Source organism: Maricaulis sp., assembly GCF_015665295.1.
Classification (GTDB): Bacteria; Pseudomonadota; Alphaproteobacteria; order Caulobacterales; family Maricaulaceae; genus Maricaulis.
Window position 1 is genome coordinate 13,079 of sequence record NZ_JADFAJ010000036.1, and the last position, 16,190, is coordinate 29,268.

15 protein-coding genes are annotated in these 16,190 nt (G+C 63.6%); 8 read left to right on the forward strand and 7 right to left on the reverse strand.

The annotated features are described in order from the left end of the window. Positions 1 to 39 precede the first annotated feature (39 nt). From QZZ02_RS13685 to QZZ02_RS13700, 4 genes are all read left to right on the forward strand, one after another. The gene (locus tag QZZ02_RS13685; RefSeq protein WP_291845215.1) at positions 40 to 945 is read left to right on the forward strand and encodes a hypothetical protein; all 906 of its coding nucleotides are present in this window, start codon (positions 40 to 42) and stop codon (positions 943 to 945) included. 60 nt (positions 946 to 1,005) lie between these two features. Then, positions 1,006 to 1,794, forward strand: coding sequence for a hypothetical protein (locus tag QZZ02_RS13690; protein ID WP_291845217.1), 789 nt, complete (start codon positions 1,006 to 1,008; stop codon positions 1,792 to 1,794). 138 nt (positions 1,795 to 1,932) lie between these two features. Continuing rightward, positions 1,933 to 2,277 carry a hypothetical protein gene (locus tag QZZ02_RS13695; RefSeq protein ID WP_291845219.1) on the forward strand — a complete coding sequence of 115 codons (345 nt, stop codon included), beginning with the start codon at positions 1,933 to 1,935 and terminating at the stop codon, positions 2,275 to 2,277. A 77-nt stretch (positions 2,278 to 2,354) separates the two neighbouring features. Next, positions 2,355 to 3,026, forward strand: coding sequence for a glutathione S-transferase (locus QZZ02_RS13700; RefSeq protein WP_291845221.1), 672 nt, complete (start codon positions 2,355 to 2,357; stop codon positions 3,024 to 3,026). A gap of 12 nt (positions 3,027 to 3,038) precedes the next feature. Here the strand turns inward: QZZ02_RS13700 and QZZ02_RS13705 are convergent, their stop codons facing one another. Next, positions 3,039 to 3,962: a hypothetical protein gene (locus QZZ02_RS13705; RefSeq protein ID WP_291845223.1), complete on the reverse strand. Its 924-nt coding sequence runs from the start codon at positions 3,960 to 3,962 to the stop codon at positions 3,039 to 3,041. 181 nt (positions 3,963 to 4,143) lie between these two features. Between QZZ02_RS13705 and QZZ02_RS13710 the strand changes: the two genes are divergently transcribed. Next, on the forward strand, positions 4,144 to 6,042 hold the full coding sequence (locus QZZ02_RS13710) for a glycosyltransferase family 2 protein (protein WP_291845225.1): 1,899 nt from the start codon (positions 4,144 to 4,146) through the stop codon (positions 6,040 to 6,042). A gap of 30 nt (positions 6,043 to 6,072) precedes the next feature. Here the strand turns inward: QZZ02_RS13710 and QZZ02_RS13715 are convergent, their stop codons facing one another. Both QZZ02_RS13715 and QZZ02_RS13720 read right to left on the reverse strand, forming a co-directional pair. After that, positions 6,073 to 7,995, reverse strand: coding sequence for a hypothetical protein (locus tag QZZ02_RS13715; protein ID WP_291845227.1), 1,923 nt, complete (start codon positions 7,993 to 7,995; stop codon positions 6,073 to 6,075). Between the two features lie 235 nt (positions 7,996 to 8,230). Beyond that, positions 8,231 to 9,643 carry a M20/M25/M40 family metallo-hydrolase gene (locus QZZ02_RS13720; RefSeq protein WP_291845228.1) on the reverse strand — a complete coding sequence of 471 codons (1,413 nt, stop codon included), beginning with the start codon at positions 9,641 to 9,643 and terminating at the stop codon, positions 8,231 to 8,233. 102 nt (positions 9,644 to 9,745) lie between these two features. Here QZZ02_RS13720 and QZZ02_RS13725 point away from each other — a divergent pair, with 102 nt between their 5' ends. Continuing rightward, positions 9,746 to 10,639, forward strand: coding sequence for a pirin family protein (locus QZZ02_RS13725; RefSeq protein WP_291845229.1), 894 nt, complete (start codon positions 9,746 to 9,748; stop codon positions 10,637 to 10,639). 14 nt (positions 10,640 to 10,653) lie between these two features. On the opposite strand, the gene QZZ02_RS13730 is transcribed toward QZZ02_RS13725, so the two are convergent. After that, entirely contained in the window at positions 10,654 to 11,544 is an 891-nt protein-coding gene (locus tag QZZ02_RS13730) for a hypothetical protein (RefSeq protein ID WP_291845230.1), read from the reverse strand. Between the two features lie 74 nt (positions 11,545 to 11,618). After that, positions 11,619 to 12,725: a DUF2891 domain-containing protein gene (locus tag QZZ02_RS13735; protein ID WP_291845231.1), complete on the reverse strand. Its 1,107-nt coding sequence runs from the start codon at positions 12,723 to 12,725 to the stop codon at positions 11,619 to 11,621. Between the two features lie 234 nt (positions 12,726 to 12,959). On the opposite strand from QZZ02_RS13735, the gene QZZ02_RS13740 reads away from it, so the two are divergent. Next, positions 12,960 to 14,573 carry a phosphoenolpyruvate carboxykinase gene (locus tag QZZ02_RS13740; protein ID WP_291845232.1) on the forward strand — a complete coding sequence of 538 codons (1,614 nt, stop codon included), beginning with the start codon at positions 12,960 to 12,962 and terminating at the stop codon, positions 14,571 to 14,573. Positions 14,574 to 14,672: 99 nt separating this feature from the next. Here the strand turns inward: QZZ02_RS13740 and QZZ02_RS13745 are convergent, their stop codons facing one another. After that, positions 14,673 to 14,867, reverse strand: coding sequence for a hypothetical protein (locus QZZ02_RS13745; protein ID WP_291845233.1), 195 nt, complete (start codon positions 14,865 to 14,867; stop codon positions 14,673 to 14,675). Positions 14,868 to 15,271: 404 nt separating this feature from the next. Then, positions 15,272 to 15,682, reverse strand: coding sequence for a hypothetical protein (locus QZZ02_RS13750; protein WP_291845234.1), 411 nt, complete (start codon positions 15,680 to 15,682; stop codon positions 15,272 to 15,274). Between the two features lie 277 nt (positions 15,683 to 15,959). On the opposite strand from QZZ02_RS13750, the gene QZZ02_RS13755 reads away from it, so the two are divergent. Further along, positions 15,960 to 16,109 carry a hypothetical protein gene (locus tag QZZ02_RS13755; protein ID WP_291845236.1) on the forward strand — a complete coding sequence of 50 codons (150 nt, stop codon included), beginning with the start codon at positions 15,960 to 15,962 and terminating at the stop codon, positions 16,107 to 16,109. Positions 16,110 to 16,190 lie beyond the last annotated feature (81 nt).

Sequence of the window (16,190 nt, forward strand, 5' to 3'; positions counted from 1 at the left end):
GTCAGAGCCAATCCGGCTTGGTCGAAATAGGGGGAGGCCATGCCCTTAGATCAAAATATCATCGAGCCCGATCTGGAATTGCGTCCGGATCTCGCCGAATTCCGTGAAACCCGCGCACCCGGCGCGCTGATCCAACTCGGACGCGCCCGCGCCATTGCACGCGCGCGCCGCGATGACCTGCTGAAGTTCCGCCGCACCTGGGGCGGCGCCGTGGATGACCAACAGGACGCGGACAAGTCGGCCATCAAGCCGATCGACCGCGCCGCAATCTATCCCGACTCGCACATCCTTCATTTCTCGATCCTGGCAACGCTGATCCTGTTTGAAGGCCTGGCGAACGCCTATTTCTTCTCCAAGGGGTCCGACCTCGGCCTGCTGGGCGGCTGGCTGCAGGCGATCACGGTCTCCTTCACCAATGTCATCGCGGCCTTTTTCCTGGTCGGCTTTCTCGGCCTGCGCCACATGTCGAACCGCAATCGGCCGGTCCTTGCCGGGCTGGCAGGGCTTGGCGTGATTGTCGGAATTGCCGTGCTGGTGATGCTGAACCTGACCGCGGCCCACTTCCGCGACCTGCTCGAGCTGAATGCGGCCACGCTGGCGCTCGGTGGAGCCGAAGCCACGGGAACCGTGCTGACTCCGGTCGTCGAGGCCCGCACCAACCCGTTCGGCCTGCAGACGCTGGAAGCCCTGCTCCTGTTCGTGCTCGGTACGACATTCGCCGCGATTGCCGCTTTCAAGGGCCGCACTTTCGACGATGCCATCCCCGGCTATGGCGGCGTGACACGCCGTCTGGAAACTGCCGCGCGCGATCTTGAAAAAGCGCTTGAAACCGGCTGGAAGGATGCCCGCAAACTCTCCCAGCCAGAGCTTGAGGAGCTTGTCGATGCGAAAAACCTGCTCGATGAGATCTGTCAGGACTTGGCCGGTCCCCGCGAGCGCAGCTAAGCTGCGATTTGCGGAACCGAGCGGCTTACACGTTCGGGGATAGCGACGGGGGGGGGGAATATGTCCGGACGCGACGCCATAGGCCTGTTCAATCTGGCCATCATTGCTGCGGTACTCGGCGGCATTACCTACCTCTACCTGACCCTCACGCCCGAGGAGTATGACAGCCAGACCCTGTGCCTGGCTGGCGCGCTCCCGCCACACCGGGTCGTGGTGATCGACAAGACCGATCTTTATTCGCCCGAACAGGCCGAGGGGATTGAACAAACCATCCTGGCTGAACGCGACGCCCTCGCTGTTGGCGAACGTTTCTCGCTTTACGAACTCAATGAGAGCGGCCAGCTGCTCAATACCAACAGCTTCTCGCTGTGCAATCCGGGGGCGGGTGAGCAGGTCAATCCACTCTACCGCAATCCCGAGCGCATCCAGGCGCGCTATGAAGCCCTGTTCGCCGATCCGCTTGATCGCGCCCTCGCCGACCTTGTGCTGCCCAAGGACGCCCCTTCCAGCCCGATTATCGAAGCGCTGGCCCGACTGGCCCAGGACCCGAATTTCGACAATATGGTACCCGGACGCCGCATCGTGCTGGTCTCCGACATGTTGCAGAACTCCGAGATCTTCTCGGTCTATGGCCGCCGTCGCGGGACACTCGATGCCCGCATACCCCCCGCCAACACGGTGGCGGCCGCCATCCGCGACACCTATGGCGACACATTGCGCGGGGTGGCGCTGGAGATTCGCCTCATCCCGCGAGAAAGCTGGGAAGCCGAGCAGCACGGCGCGCTGATGGCTTACTGGGACGACGTCTTCAACCGGCTTGGCGTCTCGGTCGACTGGGCCGACATCTGACCCCCTCAAGACGCAATACCGTCCGGTTATCCACAAGCAATACCGTCTGACGCATAGAATATGAATTCATGAGCCCGACGGCTCATCCCACAATATGTAGTGCCTGAATACGACGGGCACGCAATTGATGGGGTTCAGATGGCAATCCTGGCCAATGACAAATATGACGGCTTCGCACCGGCAGCCCCGCGCTCGCTGGCACCGCCCCGGCGAGAATCCGTGCTCGATCGCGACGTCGTCTCGCTGTGCGCGCGCCAGCGCCAATTACTGGAATTTGCCTTCCGCCTCGCTGACAACGGACACAGCCATGTCGGCGATCTGCTTGCCTTGTCCCGGTATACCCTGCTCGACCTGGCCGATGGCCAGGATGATCTGGTGGAAGGTGTTGAACATGTTCTCAGCCACCTCGGCCTTGCCATCGGCAGTCCGGTTCCCGGCTGGCTGCCGCCCGTGCCGGACCTGATTGATGCACAGCTGGACTGATATCCGGCGCAAACGCTTTGCCTTTTGCGGCGCGACACCTATCTCCTGACCAAGTCCAGTCAGCCAGGTAGCGCACCATGATCACAGTCCATCACCTCAACAACTCCCGCTCACAGCGCGTTCTCTGGTTGCTGGAGGAAATCGGGCTTGATTACGAGATCAAGAAATACGAGCGCGATCCCACGACCATGCGCGCGCCCAAGGCGCTGCGTGACGTCCATCCGCTGGGCAAATCGCCCGTGATCTCGGACGGGGAGATCGTGGTCGCCGAATCCGGTGCCATCATTGAATACCTCGTTGACACCTACGCTCCCGCACTCAAGCCGGAAGCCGGCAGCGCAGCGCACCGGGAATATGTCTACTGGATGCATTTCGCGGAGGGCTCGCTGATGACCCCGCTGCTTGTCAAGCTGCTGAGCGACCAGATCGGCAAGGCCAAGGCGCCGTTCTTCTTCAAGCCGGTCATCCGCCAGGTCGCCCGGCGCATGCGCGACAGTTTCGTCACGCCGGAACTCGACTCGCTGTTCGGCTTCATCGAATCGAGCCTGGGAGGCCGCGAGTGGATTGCCGGCGACGCCTTCTCAGGCGCCGATGTGCAGCTCACCTTCCCGCTGGAAGCCGCCGCCGCCCGCGGCGGTCTGGATTCCCGCTATCCCAACCTGCAGGCCTACGTCGCCCGCATGCACGCCCGACCGGCCTACAAGGCGGCGATCGAGCGTGGCGGTGCTTATGGCATTGTCGGCAGCTAGCGCCGCCGAGGCCTAGCCGTTCTCGATGCGGAACCCGATCTGGAAAACCGCGCCGGAATAGCTGCGCAGGTCAATGTTGGACTCATTATCAACATAGCCGGCTTCGCCGAACAGGGTCACCCGCTCGCCGAGGCGGTGTTCGACCCGGCCGGTGGCTTTCCAACGGGAGTCTTCGCGGGCAAAGGCCTGGGCGGTTGAAAAGTCGCCGTCATACTCGCGGCGACCGGCCTCGAACCGCAATTCCCCACGCGTGGTGTCGGCCAGCGGCCACCAGGCGCGGGCCCGGGCCTGGATCTCGTCGAAGCTGAACCGGTCGGCGTCGGCATCCGACGTGGTCAGGAAACCGGCGACATACCAGCCTGTCGCCCGCCCCTCGCCATAGCCATATTGTTCGACGCCGAGCCGGAGCTGATTCTGGTCGAGGCCAGCAACGACCTGGTCGCCGAAATCATACTGGTTGGCCCGGACGCGGAAGACTGTTTCCCGGTCGCCGGACGGACGATAACGCAGCTGACCCTCGCCCTGAAGGCGGGTGTAGTGCCGGTCGCCTTCGCGATTGAGCACCGAGACCTCGGCGCTGACCCGGCCCTGCCAGTGCTCGCCAAATGGCGCCCAGTACTGGATGCGCGGCGTCAGCAGGAAGGCATTGAGATCATCGCGCTCGTCATAGCGGCGCAGACGGGCCTGCTGCTCGAAGCGCCAGACGCGACCGGCACCGACCGGCTTGATGATGCGCAGCCAGTTATTGCTGTCAAAGCCGGTTTCCAGGTCAAACGCGCCCTGGGGTTCCAGGACATCCTGGTCGATGAACGGGTCCGAGCGTTCGAGCGAATTGTCAGAGCGAAATTCGAAGCGCGCGTCCTGGGCCTGGGCCAAGGCCGGCAGGAGAGCGAGGCCGAGCGCGCTGCCCAGCAAGGTCTTGAAGCGGAATGACATGGCGGAACCCCCCGAATGTCCGTATTGTTGCGTGAAGCTTATCGCCGGGACTTGGATTTCGCCATCGCCCCGGCGCCTTAATCTCGATATTTTCGAGATTTAGCCTGGCATGCGGGCCGAAATTGGGCGCCCGGGTTCAGCTCCGGCTCAGGTCCGGGGCAAAAGCGTGGACGGAGAGTAGATGGCAGGCAAGGATCGTCAAAACCGGTCCGGACCGGGCAAGTCCCCCCGGCCTGCTGACTTTTTCCGTTCGGTCGACAGCGCTCCGAAAGGGATCAGCGTCAAGCGAGACCGCTCGGTCACGGATGGTTTCCTGATCAGTTTTCTGGCGCTCACCGTCCTGGCCCTCTCGGCTGCGGCCTGGGCCAATGCGCAATGGCCCGGCAGCGTGCCGACCGACCTCATCTTCTTCACCGCCGACCGCTTCAACGCGGTGCTGCCGATCCGCATCTTCCTGGTGATCTTCTTCGTGGTCTATGCCGCCTATGCGCATGGGTCACTGCTGGCGCGTTTGAAGCTGGGCTTCAGCTTCCTGTTCAAACTGGCCGTGATCGCCGCCATCGTTGACGGAGCCGCCCTGCTGTCCTGGCATCAGGCCGACGCAGTCTGGCCGGTCCACGTTCAGCAAATCCTGGTCGGCCTCGCCGGGCTCGCCATCTTCCCGCACACCATCCTCAACCAGGCCCGCTTGCCGGGCCCGTGCGGATCGCCGGTACGCCGACGCGGTCGCTATTACGAATACTGGCTGGTCTCGCTGGCCGCCCTTGTCTCGGCGATCGGCGCCGTCATTGCGATCACCCTTTATGGCGGGCAAGTCGAGCAATTGCGCAATCTCGCCCTTCTCGGCGGCATGGGGCCGGGCGTCTTCCTGGCGCAGCAATTCTTCACCGTCCAGCTCGCCACCCTCGGCACGTTGCGCAACGCCCTGTCGCGACGGCGCGCCTTCTCGCCACCCGTGGCTGTGCTGATTCCCGCCCACAATGAGTCGCACCTGATTGCCCAGACCATCGACGCGATCGACGAGGCCGCCGCCCATTATGACGGGCCGGTGCGGATCCTGTTGATGGAAAACTGCTCGAGCGATAACACGGCGGACATCGCCCGCGCCGCCATTGCCGCATGCCGCTGCGCGCGCGGCGAGGTGATCGAGAGCATTATCCCGGGCAAGGCCAAGGCGCTCAATCACGGGCTGGAGCTGATCAGCGAGGACTTCGTGGTCCGCATCGATGCCGACACCCAGATCGACCCGAAATCGCTGCGCATCGCCATGCGCCATTTCGCCAGCGAAACGGTCGGCACGGTGGGCGGCCTGCCATTGCCGCTGAAAAAGACGGGCCTGCTCGACAAGTTTCGCACCATCGAAGTGCTCAACCGGCACGGCTTCTTCCAGGTCGCGCTGGGCGCCTTCAACGGGATTCTGGGTATTCCCGGCATGTTCTGCATCTATCGCCGCGACGTGCTGATGGAGGCGGGCGGCATTGTCGAGGAGATGAACGGGGAAGACACCGACATCGTCCTGCGGATGACCAATCTGGGATACCGCGCCGTCTCCGACCCGCGCGTCCAGTTCCGCACCGAAGTACCCGACAGCATGGCGTTTCTGCGCGAGCAGCGCACCCGCTGGTTCCGCAGCCTCTATCATGTCACCGCCCACAATCGCGAAATGCTCTTCCAGGGCAATCTGATCACCGGTGCCGTGGTACTGCCTTTCACGCTGATGAATGGTGCGCGCCGGGCGATGATGGCGCCGCTTGCGATCTACGGCGTGGTGCTGTTCTTCATGTTCGGCGGGATTTACGATCACCCGCACCTGACCACCGTGTTGGCGGTGATGTTCGGCATGCCCTTCATCATGGCCTGTGCCGTGGTTGCCTTCTGGCGCCGGCCCGACCTGATCCTCTACATGCCCGCCTACATGGCTTTCCGCCTGCTGCGATCCTACTACACGCTCGGCGCCACCCTGACGCTGGTCTATCCGGGATCCGCCAGGGAGCGGCGTTTCGATACGCCCAAGCCTTTGGCCGTGCCGACCGGCGAGCGGGTCGAGACCGTGGAGAAACCACCGATCATCGCGCAATAGCGGACACTGGCGGACTTGCGGGATCGTCCGCTAGTCGAGGGTCAGAACGGCGCCCTCATCATGCACCACGGCGACGCGCTCCTGCCCGATCGGTGAGGTCATCAGCGAGGGCGGCGTGTCCAGCGCATGCGCGACCAGGCCCGGCACCGAAATTACCCGGTTCGGCTGCTGCGGACCCGGGCGAGGAAGCGTCGCCGTCACCGCCTGCAGGATCGCTACATTCGAGACCGATCGAATATCGGCCCGATTGACACGACGCCTGCCACTCATGGAAATGCGATCCCCATCCACAAGAATGGGCAGCTCGACATTGGACGGCGCTTGATTGATCGAGATGAAAGGCTCCATGGCCGCATTCGTCATCCCGTTCGCCGCATCGACATAATCGAAATCGATGTGAGCCGTCAGCGGGACGAAGCTGGCGACGACTTCGGCGCCCAGCTCCATGGCTGCGAGGCGTTCCGAACCGGACAGGCCCGACGGGAAGCGCAAGGCGACCCGGTCGCGGAACAGGCTTGGCAGACCCGCCAGGCCGGCCAGCGGCGGCGTGTCCGCATCATAGAGGAAGCCCGACTCAGGCAGCAACTGGACCGGATAGCGGCGTTCGGCGATGGTGCAGCCGCCAGCCTCGCGATGGCGCTGGACAGAAACCCGCAGGTCATTGCGCAGGTTCTGCACCTCATGCGGCAGGGTCAGCGTGAAGGTGTTGAGGCGGCCCGTTTCCATATGGCGGCTATCGATCAGCACGCCATTAAGCTCGGTATGGACCAGATTGGTGAAATCACCGGGGCCCTCCGGCAGACGGATAGCCAGGCGCAGCCGATCCGGCACGCGGCCGTCCGGCAGGCTGGCGAGCCCGTAACCGATGTCCCAGCTCCGCGATTCCGCGATCCGCTGGACCGAGGTATCGACGCCGATATCACCGAAGCGCGTCATCAGCTCGTCACCCTGCGATTCAACGAACTGGGAGGGTGAGACAAAGGCCGTTCGGGCAATGGGCAGCATGTCGGACGTAATGAAATCGGCGACATCCATGCGGCCGGCATCGGTCAGGCCGAGATGCACGAAATCGCCCTGGCGCCACAAGGTCGCTGCTCCGTCATGACCGGCATCGCTGACAAAGCGCTCGAACCCGCTCGCCGCCAGCTGGTCACTCGTGCCCAGCAGGATCAGTCCACGCGTCGCCAGGCGATAGCGATCCAGTGCTTCCAGGTCGATGAATTTCACCGCGTAACCGCGCTGGGTCATGCGCGCGCCCAGACGCAGGGCCAACGGCACGAAATCGGTGGCGCCCGCGGCAGGAACAGCAATGGTCACTTCGGCCGGCAACAGGTTGACCACATCGCGCAGGGACGACACCGCCCTGTCGAGATCCATCTCGATACCGGACCGGGCGTCGAGCGTGACAACCGCGCCGATGGAGCGGTCATTGTGGCACAGCGCGTCCGGCAGATCGCCATGCAGCTGGATGCCCACATTGAGTTCCTGACCGTGAAGCGCGCTTTCCGGCAGGGCGATCACCCAGCGAAACTCGCGCGTGCCGGGAACCAGGACGCGTTCAAGAACACGCTCGCCATTGACCACAACGCGCATCGCCGCAATCGCAGACTCTGACAGGTCCTGCGTGCCCTGGAGCACCAGCCGGACCTGGCTGAGCGGCGTATCACGAACCACCGGCAGCGAAACATTGGCGTAGGAGGGATAGCCGGCAATGAACAGGCCATCGCTCTGGCCGATATCCCCAAGCGTGACGGCGGCGGGCTGCTGCGGCTCGGCGTCGGCCCGACCCGTGATTACGGTGTCGAAGACGCCGGTGACAAACAGTCCGAAACTGCCGCGACCTGCATTCAGCGCGCCAGAATTGAAGAGCGTGATCACGCAGCCAAGCGCGATGACGATCAGGATGTAGGAAAACCAGGGTTTGCGTTTGGCTTTGCCGCTTGTCGTGCTCATCGGATCCCCCGTCGACCGATCCCTCGCTGGAACCCGGCCGGGTTGGTGTCTGTCCCTCGAATCCGACGCCCCCCAGCGCTGGAATGGTTAAGGCGTAATTCTCCAATGCGACAAAACCGGGACCGAATACGCTGAAATCTGGATTAATAAGGGCAAGATCAGGGCAAACGAAACGAGCGGGCCACCCAGGGCAGCCCGCTCGCAAATTCCGGAAGTTTCCGATTGTGAGGCCTTGCTATTCGTCGGCAGCCTCGCGGAAATCAACATCCAGCTCGGCGGCCAGATAAGCCAGCGCGACATAGGCGGCGACATTCTGCGCCAATTCGTCGGGATCGATCTTGTCGAGCGTGTCGTCCGGCGTGTGGTGGAGGTCGAAATAATCCGTCCCGTCCTGGTTGAGGCGAACGGTGGGAACGCCCTGCATGGCCAGCGGAATAACGTCCGGGCCGCCACCGGGGACGTTCGATCCACCCCGGATGATGCCCAGCGGCCCGATAATATCGCCGACAGCATCGATTGCCGGTGTACCCGCTTCCGACACGTTCGAGACCAGCTGCCAGATCGACCGGGCTCCGAAATCGGACTCGGTCGCCAGCACATGATTGGCGATCTCGTCGGCATGTTGCTCGGCATAGGCGCGTGCCCCCAGCAGACCGACCTCCTCGGCGCCCCACATGACCACACGGATGGTCCGGCGCGGCCGCTCGGGCAGTTGCGCGATCAGCGCCGCAGCGGCGGTTGTGATCGCGACACCAGCGCCATCATCAATGGCCCCGGTGCCCTGGTCCCAACTGTCCAGGTGACCGCCGATCAGGACGATCTCGTCCGGAAGCTCGCGGCCGACCAGGTCGAGCACGACATTGCCGCTGGTCACTTCACCGCGCCAGCCGGCGGTGGACCGGATCCGCATCTCGATCGACTGACCGGAATTGTGCAGGCGGCGCAGATGGTCTGCATCGGGATTGGAAATGGCGATGACCGGGATGTCGGCCCAGTCGCCATCCATCGAGCTCATCATGCCCGTATGGGGGTTGCGGTGACTGTCAGAGCCGACCGAGCGCACAACCAGGGCGTCTGCCCCGCCCCGCTCGGCATGCTGCCAGCCGATCCGCCGGCGCTGGTTGGCAGGGCCATAGCCCGCACCGGTCTGGCTCGGCACCATGGCGTCGCCATCAACAAAGGCGATCTTGCCGTCCAGCGATCCGTCCTCGATGACGGTCAGGGCGTCAATATTGCGGAAATAGACGATCTCGGCATTGACGGCGCCGAGCCGCGGCGAGCGTCCGGACCCGCCAAGGGCAGAGCCGTAGAGCGCCTGCTCATAGGGCGCGGTCATGACGATTTCCATCTCGCCGCGTTCCCAATAGGGCATGGTGAATTCTTCGATGCTGACGCGGTCAAATCCGAGTTCCTGACCCAGGGCTTCGCCCCAGGCCCGGCCGCGGGCCTCGGCTTCCGAACCGGCCAGACGCGGCCCGACCTGGGTCGTCAACGACTCAACGATACGAAAGGCCAGATCACTCTCGAGCGCCGTTTCGACCAGGGCCTGCGCGGTGGCAGCCGCGTCGTCCGGCAGCTCGAACCCGTCCTGGGCCAGTGTTTCCACAGACAGAAACACTGTCATTCCAAGCGCGATAATTGATTTCATGAACACCTCCCGACACATTCGAAGACACTATGGAGGCCGCAGCGGAGGGCGCAAGCCACGCCAATGTGAGCCGGCAATTCAATTTCAGTCGGAGGGTGGGACATGGAAGCAGGTATCGAACACAAATTCGCTGGCAAGGCCCGCGATCTGGGTGGTTTCGAGGTACGGCGGGTCCTGCCCTTTGCCAAACGGCGCATGGTCGGCCCCTTCATCTTTTTCGACCAGATGGGACCGGCCGAATTTGCCCCGGGCACCGGAATCGATGTGCGCCCGCATCCGCATATCGGCCTCGCCACGGTGACCTATCTGTTCGACGGCGCCATGGAACATCGCGACAGCCTTGGCGAGGACCTCGTCATTCGCCCCGGCGATGTGAACTGGATGACGGCCGGACACGGGGTCGTCCATTCAGAACGCACGCCCGACCCCGAGCGAGCCGCCGGGCACCGCCTGTACGGCATCCAGACCTGGGTCGCCCTGCCTGAGGACAAGCAGGACATGGCGCCCGCCTTCTTCCACCACACCGGTGCGTCGCTGCCGGAGTTCGAACGCGGCGGCGCCCGTTTCCGTCTCATCCTGGGCAAGGCCTGGGGGATTGAAGCACCGGTCGAGGTCTTCTCGCCGATCTTCTACCTGCACGGGGAAATGCCGGCCGGCAGCGCTGTCGAGCTGGATATCGAGCACGATGAGCGCGCGGTCTATCTCGTGGAGGGCGATGCCACACTCAATGGCGAGGCCATCGCGCCCGGCGAAATGGCTGTGCTGGCAGACGGCGCGGCCGGCCGTCTCGAAGCCAGGGCCGACAGCCGTGTCATGCTGTGCGGCGGCCAGTCCCCGGGGCCGCGCCACATCAACTGGAATTTCGTCGCCGCGACCCGGCAGGGGATTGATCAGGCCCGGCAGGACTGGGCGAGCGCGGCCGAGGCCGGCTTCCCGGAGGGCGGGCGCTTCACCCTGCCGCCGGGTGAGCAGGAGCACATTCCGCTACCGGACTAGATCGATGCCCGGCCTCACTCATAGACCAGGTCTCGGCTGCCTGACGCCATATCGACCAGATAAAGGCGAATCCGCCCGTCCGCTCCGGTGATCGATAGCGCCACGCTGTCGCCATCGCCTGCCAGGTCAAAGGCACCAAACTGTTCCCCAGCGAGGGCCCGGAGGATCGGCTCGGCAGGCTGACCGGTCGAAAACCGGACCAGGCTGTAGTCCTCGCCTGTGGATGCCACGGCAAATATGTCACCATTGTCCGCGATGTCCGGCAGGCGCAGTCGCGTCTCGCCCGAGGCCCGCGCCACGACAGCCTGCCGGTCGCCATCGATGGTCACGTCCATGATGAGGGTCTCTCCAGCCCCTGTCGTGCGGTCGAAAACGAGCCGCTGACCGTCCGGCGACCATTTCGGGTGGAAATCGCGATCGGAAGTTGCCGCGAGGCGACGCGCCTCGCCGGTCTGGCGATTCAGGACCCAGACATCCGGACCGTCCGTCATGCGGACAAAGGAAAGCCATGGCCCATCAGGCGCCATCTGGCTGTGCATTTCGCGCGCACCTGTCTGAGTTAGCGCGGTGACGGCCATATCGGTCAGATCGAGTTCGTACACGTCCCAGGTGTCGGCCACCCCTGCCTCTGCACCAATGAAGACAAGCGATTGCCCATCCGGGGCCCAGCCTGGATTGACCGACCAGGCATGGCCCGTGACCAGCGGTGTCGTCTCGCCCGACACCCGGTCAGTGAGCAGGATGTCAGCCGTCCCCGCGTCGAGATCGAAGCGGAAATGGGCGATCCGGGTACCGTCCGGCGAAAGCCGAGGATGGGACTGTCCTTCCGCCGGAGCCTGTAGAGCCATCATCGCGACAAGGCCGGCGATCCACGCGGCAATCGATTTGAATAGTTTGTGCTTCAACGAAGTAACCTCCTTCAAAGCCCGAGCGAGACCTGTCTACATCAGTGCGACGCGAATGGCGTCTGAATTTCCTGTCACCGCGGCGCCTCGAGCGCACGACCGGTCACAAGATAGGTCGCGAAACTCGCCAGCCAGTGACCGCCGGCATAGTCGTCGCCCGTGACAGCTGCAAGACCGGTTTCGGCATGACGCGCCGAGGTGGCAAGCAGGGTCTCGCGGCGCGGGTCGTCCGACGGGAGTGCGAAGGCGATGGCCTCAAGATTCCAGGCCCGCGACAGGTTGACCCCGTCGAGATGGACCAGCTTTCCGTCACTCGGATCCAGCACAATGCCCGGCTCCAGCCAGTCGCCCGACCCGTCGACCGGAATGTCCGGCAGGAAGGCGGTCAGCCAGTCGGCGAATGCGTCCCCGTCGAGGATGCGCCGCATCAGATCGGCTTCCATCAGACAGGGCGAGAGGAAATCCTCGCCCGAAGGCTCGTAGCTGATCGGGCAGGCCCGGTCATTGCGGTGAAAGCGCAGACTGGTTTCGACCAGCAGGGTCTCCAGCTCTTCATCACCCACGTGACGGGCCCAGTCCAGTGCCAGGGCAAAGCCGAAAGCCGACTGGTTGTGCGTGCCGATGCGGATCGGATAGGCGAGATTGGGCAGCCAGCTGCGATAGCGGTCCGCCACAGCGGTCTCGAGTGGCGCCAGCGCTGCCGACCAGCGCGCGGCCCGCGGATCATCCCATTCGCGCAGCTCCAGACCGAGTTGCAACAGCCAGGCGAGACCATAGGGGCGCTCGAACGAGGCTGTGCCCTCACCTTCGAAATAGGCGATTTCGCCGGCAATGGTTTCGGCATTGAGATGGGCGTCCAGCGCGGCGGTCGCGAGCGCCGCAGCATCGGCATCAACGCCGCCGCGCAGGAGACGGACGATCAGCCAGTGCCCATGCACGGCCGAATGCCAGTCATAACACCCGTAAAAGGCAGGGTGCATGTCGCGCGGCGTGCGGGCGTCTGAGTCGGATTGCAGCACGTGCGAAATCTTGTTCGGGTATTCGCGGTCTACGCAGTCGAGAGCGAGTTGAAGAAAATGCGATTTCTGTTCTTGCATGACCGGCATGGGCTGGGCCTCGGCGATGTTGCTGCAAAGAAACGCAAAATTTGCGATAGCCACAAAAAATGTTCGCGATAACATGGACTTCCCTCACCTCTTTTGCGATTTTCGACCGTGCCTTTTTGGCTTTTCTGGACATTGTCGATCTGCTACCGGCCCCATACCATGAGTATTTGGCGGGACTGGCAAGCGACTTGCGTCCGCCAAGAAACAAGGCCCGGCCCTGCACCGTTTCGACGCGGCATCAGGGATAACGGGTGACCCGCCCGACGACGCACCAAACGACGTCGCTGGCGCACTGGGGGTTAGGAAAGCATGTCCAAGTCCGAACGTCTTGATGGCGGTCTCGCCGTACTGGGAGTCCAGGCCGGCACGATCAATCTCAACTGGAATGAGGCCCGCCTCTACCAGGAAGCGGTCCAGCGCGGCGAAGCCGAAGTCGCCGAAGGCGGCGCCCTCGTGGTCAAGACCGGCGCCCATACCGGCCGCTCCGCCAAGGACAAGTTCACCGTCCGCGACGACGCCACCGAGAACCAGGTCTGGTGGGACAATAACGCCGCCATCTCGCCGGGACATTTCGACGCCCTGTGGGAAGACTTCCAGGCGCACATGGCCGGCAAGGAACTCTTCGTCCAGCAGCTCTTCGGCGGTGCCGATCTGGATCACCGCCTGCCGGTTCGCGTGGTCAACGAGCTCGCCTGGCACTCCCTCTTCATCCGCCATCTCCTGCGCGTCCCGGCGGCAGACGAGTATGCCGGCTTCGCAGCCGAGTTCACCATCATCAACCTGCCCAGCTTCAAGGCCGATCCGTCGCGCCATGGCTGCCGTTCCGAGACCGTGATCGGGGTCGATTTCGAGCGCCGCATGGTGCTGATCGGCGGCACCTCCTATGCCGGCGAGACCAAGAAGTCGGTCTTCACCATTCTCAACTACTTGCTGCCGGCCAAGGGCATCATGCCGATGCATTGCTCGGTCAACGCCCGTGAAGACGGCAGCGATGCCGCGATCTTCTTCGGCCTGTCCGGCACCGGCAAGACGACGCTGTCCGCTGATGCCAGCCGCACGCTGGTCGGCGATGACGAGCATGGCTGGTCTGAAAATGGCCTGTTCAATTTCGAGGGCGGTTGCTACGCCAAGATGATCCGCCTGTCGGCCGAGGCCGAACCGGAAATCCACGCCACCACGAAGATGTGGGGGACGGTGCTGGAAAACGTCGTCATGGACCCGGAGACCCGCGTCCTCGACCTCGATGATGACAGCCTCGCGGAAAACAGCCGCGGCGCCTATCCGCTCTCCGCCATCCCGAACGCCTCGGAAACCGGTCGCTGCGGACACCCCAGGAATGTCGTCATGCTCACCTGTGACGCCTTCGGCATCATGCCGCCGATCGCCAAGCTGAGCCCGGCCCAGGCCATGTATCACTTCCTGTCCGGCTATACCGCCAAGGTCGCCGGTACGGAAAAGGGCGTGACCGAGCCGTCCGCCACCTTCTCGACCTGTTTCGGTGCGCCCTTCATGCCGCGTCACCCGTCCGAATATGGCGCCCTGCTGCGCGAGCTGATCGCCGAACATGATGTCGATTGCTGGCTGGTCAATACCGGCTGGACCGGCGGCGCCTATGGCACCGGCACGCGCATGCCGATCAAGGCCACCCGCGCCCTGCTCAACGCGGCTCTGGATGGCTCGCTTAACGGCGCAGCCTTCCGCGAGGATCCGAATTTCGGTTTCATGGTACCGATCGCCGTGGAGGGTGTGGTGTCCGGCATTCTCGACCCGCGTTCGACCTGGTCGGACAAGGCCGCCTATGACGCCCGCGCTGCCTCGCTGGTCACCATGTTCAACGAGAACTTCAAGACCTTCGAAGCCCATGTCGCCCCCTATGTGCGTGCGGCGGCACCGAAGGTGCGCGAGCTGACAGCGGCCGAGTAAGGCCGGCGTCACACGCGGAAATGACAAAGCCCCGGCCGGTTGGTCGGGGCTTTTTTCTCGTCTGGCCGCTTCAACAAATGCGGTATCCCGAGCGCCCCGCTAGACCTTGGAGTCGCGGTGCAACACACGCGAATTGTGCATCAGGATCACACCGAACAGGGCGATGATAAGGGGGAGTAGTTCCTGGTTGTTGGTATGCGTGTCCAGAAGAGCAAATCCAACCCAGCTCAGGGCGTCCAGCAACAGGGAGAGCCCGGTCCAATACAGGGCGTGCCGGTATCTTCGGATGGCCATCCACGCGCCCGATACTACAACAAGGTTCAATACGATGTGGGCGGATCGCCAAACCCAGGAGGTTTGCTCGACATAGGGCCGAAGGTTCCAGGAGCCGACCTGACCGTCCACCAAGTAAAGCGCCGTCAGTATTAACGCGATGTTCCAGAACGTAATCCAGGCCGCATAGGCGCAAAAAATGAGGAGACCAGCCCTGAACAGCGCCGGGTAGACTGATGGAGCGCGGAGCGGTTGCGGCATAAGGAGCTGACCTCAGGACTGTTTCGAACGAAATCTAAGCCGCAAGTCCGACACAGCAAGTCCGGAGTTCGGGTGGCCAAAGGACCGCACGTCTTTCGCCCCTCCTTCACCCGGCTCCTCGACGCGAAACACCGAGAAGCTTGACCGCTCTGCTTGATCTTCCCCTAGCCCCGGATCGGGGCCAGACGATGCCCCAGCCAGACCATGGGCAGGAAAACCGCCAGGCCCAGCACCCACATCCAGAGCGGGCTGGGGATGAAGATGAGATTGCTCAGTCCGGCGAACAGAAGGCCACCGCCCGCCAGCATCGCCAGCGCCAGATGATGCGAGCGGGCGAGGAATGTCGTCACCCATCCGGCCATCAGGGCACCCCCGCCCCAGGCGGCAATGACGGCGAGCCGGTTGGCCGCCGGGATCCCGGCGAGGGCCGCATTGAGGGCCTCCCGGTCGGACAGATCGTCCGGCAGAAGACCGTCCGGCAAAGGCAGGGCAAGATGGCCCAGGACCTCGAGCAGGCCGGTCACGACCCCGCCGACGATGACGCCGGCCAGTACGGCGAGGATGATCCGGATCATGACGAGTCCTTCGGTTCGGCTCCCGATGCGGATCGCATGCAGGCACGGGCAGATTGCCTGACGGGTCGGCCTTGCGCCAGCGCCCCGGCTGCAGACAGATTCATGCCCGCCGGTGTGAATTTTATCACCCGGTTACAGAATTTCTGCCAAAAAGGGTTTGACGGCGCGAAATTTTTGCGCACTTCTGGGCAACGAGTTTTGCAGGTGCAGCAATTGCGCTGCCACGGCGCGTCACCGAACGCTTTTCGGCTGAACGCTTTTCGAAGGACTTGTCGATATGGCGCATGCCATGGACATGATCAGCCGCCTCCAGCCGACCCTTTCGGGTTCGGCCGTGACCGGCTGCGGCATCCTCGGCGGCCTCGGTACCACCACCATGATTATCACGACCACCTCCTGGACCAGGGGGGCGGCCGGCGTGGCGTAGCGGAACCAGACAAACCGCAACACACCGAACCCGCTCCCTCACCGGACGCGGGTTTTTTCATGTTCAAAATCCAGCCCGAAC

Excerpts from the sequence above, each read along its gene's own strand:
- QZZ02_RS13745 (WP_291845233.1), bottom strand. The coding sequence starts at position 14,867 with ATGGCCATCCGAAGATACCGGCACGCCCTGTATTGGACCGGGCTCTCC.
- QZZ02_RS13755 (WP_291845236.1), top strand. The coding sequence starts at position 15,960 with ATGGCGCATGCCATGGACATGATCAGCCGCCTCCAGCCGACCCTTTCG.
- QZZ02_RS13690 (WP_291845217.1), top strand. The coding sequence starts at position 1,006 with ATGTCCGGACGCGACGCCATAGGCCTGTTCAATCTGGCCATCATTGCT.
- QZZ02_RS13720 (WP_291845228.1), bottom strand. The coding sequence starts at position 9,643 with ATGAAATCAATTATCGCGCTTGGAATGACAGTGTTTCTGTCTGTGGAA.
- QZZ02_RS13750 (WP_291845234.1), bottom strand. The coding sequence starts at position 15,682 with ATGATCCGGATCATCCTCGCCGTACTGGCCGGCGTCATCGTCGGCGGG.
- QZZ02_RS13740 (WP_291845232.1), top strand. The coding sequence starts at position 12,960 with ATGTCCAAGTCCGAACGTCTTGATGGCGGTCTCGCCGTACTGGGAGTC.
- QZZ02_RS13725 (WP_291845229.1), top strand. The coding sequence starts at position 9,746 with ATGGAAGCAGGTATCGAACACAAATTCGCTGGCAAGGCCCGCGATCTG.
- QZZ02_RS13705 (WP_291845223.1), bottom strand. The coding sequence starts at position 3,962 with ATGTCATTCCGCTTCAAGACCTTGCTGGGCAGCGCGCTCGGCCTCGCT.
- QZZ02_RS13735 (WP_291845231.1), bottom strand. The coding sequence starts at position 12,725 with ATGTTATCGCGAACATTTTTTGTGGCTATCGCAAATTTTGCGTTTCTT.
- QZZ02_RS13700 (WP_291845221.1), top strand. The coding sequence starts at position 2,355 with ATGATCACAGTCCATCACCTCAACAACTCCCGCTCACAGCGCGTTCTC.
- QZZ02_RS13695 (WP_291845219.1), top strand. The coding sequence starts at position 1,933 with ATGGCAATCCTGGCCAATGACAAATATGACGGCTTCGCACCGGCAGCC.
- QZZ02_RS13710 (WP_291845225.1), top strand. The coding sequence starts at position 4,144 with ATGGCAGGCAAGGATCGTCAAAACCGGTCCGGACCGGGCAAGTCCCCC.
- QZZ02_RS13715 (WP_291845227.1), bottom strand. The coding sequence starts at position 7,995 with ATGAGCACGACAAGCGGCAAAGCCAAACGCAAACCCTGGTTTTCCTAC.
- QZZ02_RS13685 (WP_291845215.1), top strand. The coding sequence starts at position 40 with ATGCCCTTAGATCAAAATATCATCGAGCCCGATCTGGAATTGCGTCCG.